Source organism: Bacillus sp. T-10(2022), from assembly GCF_056502895.1.
This window is the reverse complement of record NZ_CP113518.1, coordinates 1,032,483-1,045,148: the sequence shown is the minus strand read 5'-3', so window position 1 is coordinate 1,045,148 and position 12,666 is coordinate 1,032,483. Positions and strand designations below refer to the sequence as shown.

The following is a 12,666-nucleotide window of genomic DNA, read 5'->3' as shown; positions in this document are numbered from 1 at the left end:
TCCTAACCCGATGCATTCTAAGTACTGCTATTAGCACAGCACTTCACTTTAATCCTATGTACGACAATTTGTCCCTTATGTCTCATGCTATAAAGAAAAGTCCCTGCACATGCAGGGACTTCCTTTAGAAAACCTGGATACTTAACCCCCGCAACGTCCGCAACGTCCGCAACGACCGCCGCAACCGCCGCAGCGTCCGCATCCACCACAGCGTCCGCATCCACCACAGCGACCGCCGCAACCAAAGCAGCCAAAGCACAAGAAACAGCCAAAACAACCAAAGCCGCCCACACCAATGAATTGTCGAGACGAATCATCCAAATTGTACTGGTTTTGCTCCCAAGGAACTGGCTGAGTCACCTGGAAATCATCGACATTCAGATTTTGCAATTGATTTTGAAATTCATACATTTTATATACCTCCGTTTTTTATTTATAAGATAGTGCTTAGAACAGGAAACCTGAACGAAATGGTCAGGGAATTTAACACCACGTCAAGTAATCCCTCCAACAAATTATGTCAGGGGAGTGGGTATTGCCACTGATTAAAGCGCCTAATTTCCTTGAATCTCCTTAAAACGGTTCAAGACGGAAATAGGATAATCACTATATTAATTATGTGGCTTGGTACAAATGAAAAACTTCGAACAAAGCTGTAAGAACCTGGAACTAAGTTGGCAAGCCTAAATAGGAGCTTAGCAAGTTAGAAACATAGAACCTCAATATCCTTTTCATCTATGAATTACGATGCTACTCCAAATAATCAATTTATGAATTCAATCTTGCTTCGGACAAAAATAAAGCCCTTGCACTAACTTATACAAGGACTTTATTTAATCACTTTGAATTTTCTTTTGGTAAGTCTAATGTTGGAGTACGATCAAAGAAATTCCACGGTTTTAACATGGCGTGCACCCATTCTGTTGGCATCATTGGCCATTCTTCAGCTCGTGCTACATGAGTTGCACCTGTGGTCATCCATACCACATTATCTGTATTGTCAATGGAACCGTTGTCTGCCGAATATTGTCCTAATCCTGTATCTGTTTTGCTGCGGTTCGGATATTTACCTTCCGGATATCGCTCATCCGGGTCATAATTTGTGACCCACAACTGCTTGTCCATAAAGTTAACTCGCTTAAAAAGCCAGTCATCATCACTAAATAAGGCTCCTTTGGCAATCGGGTGAGTGCCTCCTGCAAAAGGGATGATTTGATAGGAAACTGGATTTCCTACCTTATTCTCTTTATTAAGATTACTGAACAGTCGAATAGTGGAAGAATCAAATTTTTGAATCGACTCTTGCTCCGTCTTTACTGTTTTTTCTTCTGTTACCATAACACTTTTGCGTGGACCGCCCTCTTGATTTTTTTCTACCTTTGGATTAATTTCCATTAGGGAATTACTTTCGCCATCAACATCTAGGTCAAGCCTGAAATTGTAAATGTGCTGGTGAGTGGTTCCGACAATATTATTATCAAGCAAGGTACCATATTTTGTATCTTCTTTTGCAGTTTTATCATGCATTGTTTTTGATTTAACACCTTTTACTGCTTCAATACCGGATGCTCCTACATCAATATTAATTACTCCATTTTGCGATAACTTCCAATCAAAGATATAATCATAGTTTCCTATTGTACTAACCCAGCGAACCACTAATTCACGGCGTTCACGGCTTTGATTTTCTTCTTTAAATGTCGCAAGGTCGGCATGTTTATATTCTGGCCCCGCATATTGTTCAAATACTGCAATGGCATTTTTAATAACGTAAGGATTGCCCGAGTTATCTGCAATTGTTGCATCTAGCAGCACGGCGTTTTCTGGTACGTCAGCTCCAAGTTCCAGCGGTGCAGTTAATGTGCCCATTCCATATTCACCAGCATCCAAATAGGATTTGAAGTACCAGCCAACGTCAGGATCTCCGTAAGGAACTATCATCCCACCCAGCGATCCTTCATACATAATTTTTCTTTTTTTCCCATGGTCATCATAAGTAACGGTTGATAACACAGGTCCTACCCGAGTATCCAATCGCAAGTGGAAATCCCAGTTTTGCCAGCTAATCGTATTTCCTTTTATTTCATAGTTCTTGCCTTCAGGCTCGGTAATATTAAGCGGTTTTACATCGGATTTCTTCTCATAATCTCTACCATCATATGCGTTTAATTGCATCGGGATTGGAATGACACCTTCATCTTCTACTTTAATAACCGCTTTCTTTTCAAGATCTACAACAGCGACCAAATTTTCAATAGGATGCGCCCAAAAATTCCCATCCCCTGTATCCAAATAAGATACTATTTTCAATAGACGCTTATCATGCTCCAATTTATCTTCACCATCGAAATAACCTACTGTCAAAGGGGTCGCAACGACCTTTTTAGGGTCATCTATACCCCGCTTTTTTAGCGCTTTTGCATAGTCTTCACTTGCTTCAATGGCTCCTTGGACAGTAGCAAAATCATCCAGAATTAACATGCCATGAACGCCGTCCATTTCATTCCATGAAACTAGTTTTTTTGATGATATATTCACTTCACCCTCAATAACTTGTTTGCCATTCAATGCAATGAACTCTGCTTTTCTTGTAAATGCGTCGTCTTTTTTCTCTTTATCGTACTCCCACTCCCACACTTTCTTTTTTTCGGGAAGCTTCAGTGTAATTTCTGTAAAACGAAGAGTATCTTTATATTTCCCTGCCTCTTTGATCACATTAACCACCGCTTTAATTTCTTTAGGAGTTAAAGGATCTAAAGGATGATAAGCTTCTTTTATTTTAGCTGTTTGCTTGATGTCAGGGAGAACTTCATTCACAAAATGATCAGTTACGTAGATTTTCTCATCTTTTTCTATCACGTTTGATTCAAGTGTAATCGCTTTTCCATTAATATACGCTTTATCAGAATCAGGTATTATTTTTATGACCGTATCATCTTTTTCGATGGTGATTTTTTTTGTAAAAAAACTCCAAAAATCAGATTTAACAGTTGCACCAGTACCTTCTAAAGCTGTTTCTAGCTTAATTAATTCCATTTCACCGCCATGAGCAGAAGCGTTGTTATTATGAATTAGTGAATAAGGAGAGAATATGAAAGTTAGTGCAGTCATTACAATAATTGCTGCTTTGAAAGTTCTTTGCTTTGTTTTCATAGAATGTTTCCTTTCATTATTTATTTTTAACTTTCATTAGCTAAATAATAGTCCTAGCCACCGTACCAATTTAAGCCTTTTTCACCTAAATCAATCCACACACTCTTTGAGTGTGTATACATATCCATGGCTTGTACCCCTAATTCTCTACCAAATCCACTTTGTTTCATTCCTCCAAAAGGAGTTGTACTATCTAGCATACTGTACGTATTCACATAGACAGTTCCTGCTTGGATACCACGCGCCATACGATGAGCTCTTTTTAAGTCATTGGTCCATATCCCTGAAGCTAAACCGTAAATAGTATCATTTGCTTGTCGTAGAGCATCCTCTTCATCTTTGAAGCGAATAACCGACACAACTGGTCCAAATATCTCTTCACGCGCAATTGTCATTTCGTTGGTTACATCTCCAAAGATGGTAGGTGTGAAATAATATCCATTTTTCTTGCCTCTTTGGCCACCTGTCACTAATTCCGCACCTTCTTCAAGACCAACCGCTACATACTTTTCAATCGTCTTTAACTGTTGTGCGGAAACTTGTGGACCCATCTGTGTTGTCGCTTCAAGGGGATTTCCTACCCGTATTGATTGTACTTTACTAGCAAAAAGATCCATAAATTTATCATAAATACTTTCTTGGACAAATAAACGAGAACCAGAAGCACAAACTTGACCTTGTGCAAAGTAAATGCCAAACATCGCTCCATTAACTGCATCTTCAAGAGTGGCATCGTCAAATACAATGTTTGGTGATTTCCCTCCCAGTTCTAACGAAACTGGTTTCAAGTTTTTTGTAGCTGCTTGCATAATTAACCGACCCGTGTCCGTTGACCCCGTAAAGGCAATTTTATCGACGTCTGGATGAGAAGCTAAAGCAGATCCCACAGTTGAACCTGGACCGGGTACAATATTAATCACCCCATCAGGAATACCGACTTCTTGGAACAGTTTAGCCAGCTCTAAAATACTTGTTGATGTTTCTTTTGCTGGCTTAATAACAATTGTATTTCCAGCAGCTAAAGCAGGAGCTAATTTCCACATCGTCAGCATTAAAGGAAAGTTCCAAGGGACAATGGCGCCAATTACACCTAATGGTTCTTTTAGTGTGTAGTTGAAACGATTGTGAGGTGATGCTAATGTATCACCCTGAACCTTGTTTGCAAGTCCTGCATAGAACTCCAGTACATCTATGGTAGAAGGAAGCGCTATATGCTTTGTTTCATTGATTGGTAAACCATTATCTTTTGATTCTACTTCCGCTAAAAAGTCTGAATTCTCCCTCATTTTCTGAGCTGCTTTATACAGAAGTCTGCCTCGGTCACTAGGAGACATAGTAGCCCATGGTCCGGATTCGAACGCTTTTCGAGCTGCTTTAACTGCATGGTTTAAATCTTCCTCGCCCCCTTGTGAAACAAGGGCATGAACTTCTCCTGTTCCAGGATTAATCGTTTCAAATGTTTCTCCTGAGAGTGAATCTGTCCATTTTCCATCGATAAATAGTTGATATTTTTTCATTTTCTCCACCTCTTATCTATTTTTTTGATAAAACTTCGAAATTACTAACCATACAATTTTGAAAAACATAGATAGCTAGGTTTCCTTATGTGATGCGTATCTTGAATAAGCTAAAAGCCCCTAACTTTGTTTACACACATATTTGAAAGCGATTACATTATTATGATTTTTCAACATGGATAATGAACTCTTAAGTCTTGTTTTTTGATAAATGGCATCCATTAAAATTGAATGTCATCAGGAGTAATCCTTAGCTCTTTAAACTTCATTCGATAAACTCTATATTCAGATAGATATGTCATAATGTAGTCTGAAATCTGCTCATTTACAGTGCTTCTATTTCAGCACGAGTTAGCGTTTCAATTTCTGAATTGTCCAAGAAAGCATACCTCTTCCATTATTTTATTGATTTTTTAAAAGAGATAGAGTACTTAGCAACTTTAAAAAACACATAAATATACCCAAAAATTAAACAACCGTTACAAAAACGTTATACAAATAAACATTACTCTCCTTCAATTACCTTTAATTCAATAACTCAAAAGTGTACTATGCATTCACTTATTCGGTTTTGATAAGGAGATGTTTATTTTCCTACCTCACACACTTCGTTTCTTTCATCTCCTTAGGTTTATTTTAAAAAGTCTTTCTAATTTATGAACTATTACATGTTAGTATTTTATATTATCCAGAAAAATCAAAAAATTTACTATTACCCAAATGGGTCATTTTATATCAAAAAGTAATTCATTTTATTTTAAAATGTTATATAATCAAAAAAAGTTAACTTGGAGGAAAGCCTATGAAGGATATGTCTAACCCCAGCTATAAAAAAATTTTATCTTTTATGGATGAAATTACTTTTTCTAATGTAAATTTCCGTGAAAAAGTACTACAGACCTTTGAAAATTTATTTGGTTACTGCCAATCTGTTTTTTGGTTATGTGATGATAATAATGACTTGATCGAACCTATTACGTTAAATATAGATAAATATGTTACGGATGATTATCTTAATAACTTTTATCAATTAGATTTGCTAGCCCCAAAATATAATAGGCAAAAAGCAAGTAAACAAACTGTTATAAAAAACCTTGATTTACTTCCTCCTGAATTATATGAAAAAAGTGTATACTATAATGATTTCATGTTTAAATATGGATTTTATTATGATGTGGGTGTTTTTTTATATGATAGAAACAGCATTAAAGGTGTTCTGAACTTCGTTAGATCCAAAAAGGAGAAGCCTTTTAGTACATCCGATATTATGTGTTTAGAGGTTATTTCTAGGTTCTTATCGCAAAAAACAAGTGATTTCCCTTATCCTTCTGTAAGCGATCCCAAAGAAAACATTAATCCTTTGAAAAATAAGATTCTGGCTAGTTCTCAAGATCTCAGACAACCAGATTTAACATCAAAAGAAGCAGAAATATTACAGCTGGTTCTAAAAGGGCATACCAATATCACCATTGCCAGCGAACTATTTATTAGTGTTAATACAGTAAAAAGACATTTGCAAAATCTCTATAGAAAGTTTGATGTCTCAAACCGAACAAGTTTATGCTATAAAATTGTTAAACCTTAAACACAATCAAAAAAACCAGAAGGTCCCCAACACCCTTCTGGTTTTCATATTAATTGCCTTACAAGTATCTTTTTTCTTCGTCATTTACAATGAAAAAATCCTTATTATAAAGATTGCCCCACCCTTGTTGATGGGAGAATCACTTATGTACTGCCGTATCCAATCAAGCGTTTCTCCATGTCTTTTAAAATATAAGAAAGCTGTATAGAATCTTTAATTAGGAAGTTACCTCTTGTGCTTAATAAGAATTCCACACATCACTCTTTCCAATTAGTTCTGCAGTTGTTCATATCGATTCCAGTTCACCGATTTTTCCAGCACGATTGATATCAATACGCCCATTATGAGCCCGTTCGTCAAAAAGGGCTGTAGGAGCGTGGGAACGTTCGAAAATGCATTAGGCAGGATGTTCATCAAACTCACTCCAATCAATACTGGTACGGCAAGCCTGAATATCGTGTCTGAAGTGAAATGCTGACCCTTGACGCTGTTGAAAGCCGTACCGAAAAGCTGAAGGTAAGCAACGAACAATACTGCATTCCCGACTGTTATCGGCATGGTGGCCAAGAAAGAGATGAAAGGAGGAATGAGCCCAATTATGGTCAATAACATGCCTCCAAGCAAGAAGGGCCTCCGCTCATAGATTTGAGTGCTCTGCAAAAATCCGATGGATGAAGTAAAAGGTGTATACGGAACAAGACCAAGCACCGGAGCGAAAATGGTAAAGCCGCCAGTCATGAATAAAGAATTTCGATACTGCTTGTGTTCAGCTTCATCACCGATTAATTCCGATGCAGCCTGAATCGAAGCGAACGTGTTGCACAAATTCAGTAATCCTGCAAAAAAGGAAATCGCTATGATCCCGAATTCCAGGTTTGGAGCACCTAATGGGAAAAATGAAAAAGCAGCACCCGTCGAGCCCATTTCTCCTCCGGCCTCCGGAAATAGCAGCTCGTAAAAAATCCATCCCACCATAATTCCGATCAATATCGAGAAATTGCTTATGGTCCTTGGACCTTTTATCTTTAATATACTTACTAAAAGTACAATCCCCACTGATAGGAAACTGACCGGGATGTTAATTTCCCCATTCTCCGTAATCCCCAGCATCCCCTTAAAAAAGACAAAAATGAGCTGGAACGTCAGAAGGAATAAATAAACCGTCATGACCATGGGAGTGAAAATCTTCTGGACATGAGAAATCAGGTTGAAGGCAGAAATGATGACAGTCACGACACCAGCGGCAATGAGTCCAGTAGCAATTCCCCCTCCTATCTCAGCATAACCGAGCCCTATGGATGGTGCAGATAATCCTAAATTCAACATCACTCCCCACAATAGACCGGAGTGACCTTCCATAAGTGGATACTTATGCCCCTTCCACCCCTGAAACACGCAAGCGATCCCGGTGAAAATGAGCGAGCTTCTCATGGTCATTTCCGTGACATTGGGAGGAAGATCAAAAGCTGCGCCAATCGATATGGGCACTACTACCGTATTTGCAAAAATAAAAAACAACCATTGAAAAGAAGAAAATAGAGTCACAGAAGATCTCCAACTTTTCATAGATTCCATCTCCTTTGAACATGATACTTTTCAAACTCATGGTGAATTTCACTTGTCCTTCCCTTGAAAAAGGCGATAGGACATCACCATGTTAATAAACGCAGTCCCGGATGGTCCGCTGCTGCATTGCTGGACACATAATTTATGTCGCTGGACCTTTGCAGGCGCATGAGTAATGATAACGTTCCCATTAATAGTAACAAAGACTGCGGCTCCCCGCTAATTTGTTGGCTTGATTAAGGTTGCAAGGCCGGCAAGCAAAAGCGGGACATTTATATAAAGACATGGGAGGGCTAACCAATATAGGCCAAAAAAATCACTTCCACAGCAACATAAGTAAATAAAAGTACACGGAAGCCATCCAAAACGAAAAAGGAAATCCGGAAATATCCAGAAATCCTTTTTTGGTTCAGTCCTACCGTTCAATGGACTGCTTTTGTTTATATAGTGAACCGGAAACTAAGTTCCCCTTGTAAATGACCGCTTTACGTTCCGAACGCCTGGCAACTGCCTCTGCAGAACAGCTTGCGTCAATTAACACCAGACTTCCGGCATCCCCAACTTTCGGCCATACCTGGTTACCCTTATCATCCAATGGGGTTTTTCCGCCAGTTATATACCCGAGTGTCCGGGAAAGCGAGACTTCATCAATCCATTTGAAACGTTCTGCGAGCCTTCCTGCCCTCTCCAAGATGTCACCATTCCCGAGAGGTGACCATACATCAAAGATATTATCATTTCCTACTGATACTTCAACCCCTCTTTCATGTAATAAATCAACAGGGGGCATTTGCCTGTTGATCGGGACACTGGTGACGATGGAAATCCCCGCCTCCCTAAGAATGTCAGCCAGTTCATAGGCTTCTTCCCTGGATACGTCCCCGATGCCGAACGCATGGCTTAATGCTACCCTTCCTTCCCAGCCCGCTTGCTTGGTCAGGGCTGCCAAACGTTTCATGGTGAACGTGCCCAGATGGCCGGGATCATGTAAATGCAAGTCCACATCAGCATTAGCTTCCACTGCTAAATCCATCAATTGTACGAGCGATGCTTCAATATTGTTATCGACTGTGGCTGGATCCACTGCCCCGACGATTCCTGCTCCGTTTCGCAATGCCTCCCTGACAAGCTTGACAGAGCCGGACCGCAACAAACCGTGCTGCGCAAATGCGACGATTTCTGAACTGAGTCGATTGGAATAGCCAGCAAGCGCCTGCTGAACTTGCTCTAAGTTTTCCAAGCCCGCTTCCGGATAGATATCAACATGAGTCCGTATATGTGCAGAGCCAGAAGCTAACAGGATTTCCAGTAAAGATTCTGCACGTTTACATGCGCTTGTTGCAATGGAAGGCAGAACCCTCTTCTCATTTTCAAAGCGTTCAATGACACTTGAAGAAGGAGTGCACGCTCTCCAAACATCCCCCATCAGTGTCTTATCAAGATGGACATGCTTTTCAATGAAGGATGGTAACGCCAGCAATCCTTTTGCATCTTCCACTGGTAAATCATCACGTATGGCTTCCCCATCTTTGACAATCTTCGTGATCCTGCCATCCTCCATCAACAGATGAAATAGCCCCGTGATCGTTCCTGTAACTCTTTCATTCTCTTTCCGATAACCACATTCCAAACGAACATTCTTTAACCAATAGATTCTATTCATGATCTTCATCCCTTCTTGAACTAGATCTTCAATTCGACTTCAAGGCAGATTCGCGATCAAGTCCGCCGTAAACCAGATTTCCATCGACCATGATCGCAGCCCGCGTCGATCTCCTCGCAACTGCCTCGGCAGCACATGATGCATCCACAAAAACCATACTTGCATCATTTCCCACTTTCGGCCATAAACGATTTCCTTCATGGTCCAATGTCTTGACTCCGCCCGTAATGAATTGGAGCGATTGAGACAATGCATACTCGTCCTTCCAGTTGTACCTCTCAGCCAATCGGCCTGCCTTTTCCAGCATATCTCCAGTACCGAATGGGGACCAGGAGTCGTAAAAGCCATCGCACCCGAGAGCAACATGGACACCTTTCTCATGCAGGGAATCAATCGGGGGCATGACCCGGTTGATCGGAACTGTAGACATAATCGCTATCCCCAGGTTTGATAATTCACTGGCCAGTTCATTCGATTCTCCTATTGAAACGTCACCAAGTGCAAAAGCATGACTGATGGCCGCTCTGTTCTTCCACCCTGCTTCATCGATCAAAGAAGCCAGTTTCTTGATCGTATATAAACCAAGGTGACCGGGATCATGTATATGAATATCAATATCTGCATCAAATTCAACAGCCAAATCGACCATTGCATACAGGGAAGCTTCTATATTTTTATCCACCCCGCCAGGATCCAGGCCGCCCACCAATGACGCCCCTTCTTTCATCGCTTGTCTCATCAACCCTTTTGAATTCGTTCTTAGCAGTCCATGCTGCGGGAAAGCCACGATCTCGGATGTCATTTTCCCTCTGAAACTACTTAGCGCCTTTTGAATTTCTTCCAAGTTCTTCATACCGATGTATGGATCGATGTTTACATGCGTCCTTACATGCGTTGCCCCGCCGCTTAACAATAGTTGAAGCATCCGTTCAGCCCGGAGCCGCCCGGTTTCAGCCAGTTCAGCAAGCTCTTTTGCTTCTAACTTTAAGCGTTCGATTAAATTCGGAACCGGAGTGCATGATTTCCATGGCAGTCCTAAATACGTCTTGTCAAGATGGTTATGCATCTCTTTAAAAGGAGGAAGTGCAAGCAGCTTTCTCGCGTCGTGAACAGGATCATCCGTTTTCAAAGGCATAGTTGAAGCCAATTGCAAATCCTCTATGATCCCATTTTTTATATACATGTTGTATGTAGCTGTTTTCGTCCGATCAATTCGTTCATTCTCAAAAACAAATCCACTATCAAGCGTAACGTTTGTAAGCCAGTATGCTTCATTCATCCAATCACTCTCTTTAAAAGAAGATTAAACACCTGTAGTCTCAAAAGATGAAATAGAACCGCTAACAACATTGCCCCTGAAGATGACAGCAGCACGCTTCGCCCTTCTAGCCACCGCTTCCGCTGAACAGCTGGCTTCAAGCAAAACGATATTCGCCTCATCCCCGACATTAGGCCATGCCTTGACCCCGTCTTGGTTTAATGGAGTCTTCCCTCCTGTTATGAATTGCAGGCTTTTCGCTAAGGAACGTTCATCAATCATGCGAAACCTCTCTGCAAGGCGACCGGCCTTTTCCAGATTGTCCCCGATGCCAAAGGGTGTCCAATGATCAGTGATGCTGTCATTACCCAATTCCACTTTCACCCCTTTTTCATGAAGCAGAGGGATGGGGATCGTTCTGAAGATGGGCACTGTGGATGTAATCGATATGCCTGTTTCCGAAAATCTTTCGGCAATGCCCGTTGCCTCCGGGACTGAAAGATCTGCCAAACCGCTGGCGTGGCTAACCGTTACCCTTCCTTGCCAGCCTGCGTCTTCCGTCAGTGAAGCAAGGCGTTGCATGGTGAAGAGACCAAGGTGATCCGGATCATGTAAATGGACATCGATATCGGAATTGTATTCAACCGCGATATCCATGATCGTTTCAAGGGACCGCTCTATGTTTTCATCAATGGTGGCGGGATCCACGCCTCCTACCAGATTCGCCCCATTCTTCATGGCCTCCCTTACTAAACCAGCGGAATTGCTCCGTAATAGTCCATGCTGCGGGAATGCGACGATTTCATACGTCAATTTATCACTATATCCTTCCAGTGCCTGAATGGTGGCTTCCAAGTTTTTCAGTCCTATCACCGGGTCAATGTTGCAATGTGTGCGTATATGGGTAGATCCGAAGTCCAATAATAAATCGAGCATTTTCTCTGCTCTAACTTTAGCGGTAGGCAATAATTGGGGCAGTAAGACCTGCTCTTCCTCTATCCGGGTTTTCACTCCATTAATGGCAGGCATGCAAGCCTTCCACGGACCGCCATAGTACGTTTTATCAATGTGGATATGCATTTCCTTAAACGAGGGGACCATCAGAAGACCGTGAACATCATGCTGCGGATCCTGATCCGTTATCGATTCCTTCGCCGATAAAATGGAAGAAATTTTCCCATTTTCAATCTTGATGTGGTAATGACCGGTTTCAGTGCCGGTAATCGTTTCATTTTCAGTATAAGTAAAACCATTTTCCAAGCGTACATTCGTCAACCAATACGATTGAGACATTAAACTCACCCTTCCATTCAGATTGAACATGCATCACTTTCATTATAGTTTTAAAGTTCAGCAAATAATTTCAGAATTTTTACTCGTTTTTATGTTATTTTTACTTATTGTGCAAAAGAAAAGGCTCACCCTAAAAAGGATGAACCCTTTCAGACTGTAGACAACTCTATGAAAGCTCAGTTTGCCTGCAGTTTTTTATTTAAAAAGTTCAATTGATTTCAGAGATCCGCTCCCTTTTTTTGCAGACGTTGATTTCCACTCCAGGCACTCGCTTTCCGCGGGCGGTCCGGGAGCCTCCTCGGCGTCTTTGCGCCTGTGGGGTCTCCCTTGGACGCGCTTTTCCCGCAGGAGTCTCGCACCTTCCGTTCCAATCAACTTTGCTTTAAAATCCCTTTCCGCCGACTGTCTGCCAAGCCGTATCAAAGCAAGCGCCTGTGGGTCTCGGCTAGCCAGTATTTCGGCAGGAGTGTCGCAAATCTCTTCAATCCAATGAGGATTACAGAAAAAACATAAAGACCGGAGCACCTTATTCGACCCGCTGCACTGTCATGGGCCGTTGACGCAGTTTATCGACCTAAACCACACTTTATTCGGCCGTTCACGCACAGTATTCGACCTACCCAGCATTTTA

Annotated in this window: 8 protein-coding genes; 1 reads left to right on the top strand and 7 read right to left on the bottom strand. The window is 41.2% G+C overall.

Features of this window, described 5'->3' with window-relative positions; genetic code table 11:
- Nucleotides 1-17: 17 nt before the first annotated feature.
- The 3 genes from OSJ91_RS05045 to OSJ91_RS05035 all read right to left on the bottom strand — a co-directional run bounded on the left by OSJ91_RS05045 (nucleotide 18) and on the right by OSJ91_RS05035 (nucleotide 4,670).
- Nucleotides 18-272, bottom strand: a complete 255-nt coding sequence (locus OSJ91_RS05045; RefSeq protein ID WP_434547764.1) for a hypothetical protein — start codon at nucleotides 270-272, stop codon at nucleotides 18-20.
- A 565-nt stretch (nucleotides 273-837) separates the two neighbouring features.
- Nucleotides 838-3,153 (bottom strand): copper amine oxidase, encoded by a 2,316-nt coding sequence (locus tag OSJ91_RS05040; RefSeq protein ID WP_485891134.1) that lies wholly within the window; start codon nucleotides 3,151-3,153, stop codon nucleotides 838-840.
- A 53-nt stretch (nucleotides 3,154-3,206) separates the two neighbouring features.
- Nucleotides 3,207-4,670 carry an aldehyde dehydrogenase family protein gene (locus tag OSJ91_RS05035; protein ID WP_485891133.1) on the bottom strand — a complete coding sequence of 488 codons (1,464 nt, stop codon included), beginning with the start codon at nucleotides 4,668-4,670 and terminating at the stop codon, nucleotides 3,207-3,209.
- 802 nt (nucleotides 4,671-5,472) lie between these two features.
- Between OSJ91_RS05035 and OSJ91_RS05030 the strand changes: the two genes are divergently transcribed.
- Complete coding sequence (locus tag OSJ91_RS05030) at nucleotides 5,473-6,255, top strand: response regulator transcription factor (RefSeq protein ID WP_350301471.1); 783 nt, start codon at nucleotides 5,473-5,475, stop codon at nucleotides 6,253-6,255.
- Between the two features lie 270 nt (nucleotides 6,256-6,525).
- Here OSJ91_RS05030 and OSJ91_RS05025 read toward each other — a convergent pair whose 3' ends face one another.
- The 4 genes from OSJ91_RS05025 to OSJ91_RS05010 form a co-directional block, all read right to left on the bottom strand.
- Nucleotides 6,526-7,821 (bottom strand): uracil/xanthine transporter, encoded by a 1,296-nt coding sequence (locus OSJ91_RS05025; RefSeq protein ID WP_485891132.1) that lies wholly within the window; start codon nucleotides 7,819-7,821, stop codon nucleotides 6,526-6,528.
- A gap of 415 nt (nucleotides 7,822-8,236) precedes the next feature.
- Nucleotides 8,237-9,484: an amidohydrolase gene (locus OSJ91_RS05020; RefSeq protein ID WP_413015834.1), complete on the bottom strand. Its 1,248-nt coding sequence runs from the start codon at nucleotides 9,482-9,484 to the stop codon at nucleotides 8,237-8,239.
- Between the two features lie 28 nt (nucleotides 9,485-9,512).
- Nucleotides 9,513-10,763, bottom strand: coding sequence for an amidohydrolase (locus OSJ91_RS05015; RefSeq protein WP_485891131.1), 1,251 nt, complete (start codon nucleotides 10,761-10,763; stop codon nucleotides 9,513-9,515).
- A gap of 24 nt (nucleotides 10,764-10,787) precedes the next feature.
- Nucleotides 10,788-12,035 carry an amidohydrolase family protein gene (locus OSJ91_RS05010; RefSeq protein ID WP_485891130.1) on the bottom strand — a complete coding sequence of 416 codons (1,248 nt, stop codon included), beginning with the start codon at nucleotides 12,033-12,035 and terminating at the stop codon, nucleotides 10,788-10,790.
- Between the last annotated feature and the right edge of the window lie 631 nt (nucleotides 12,036-12,666).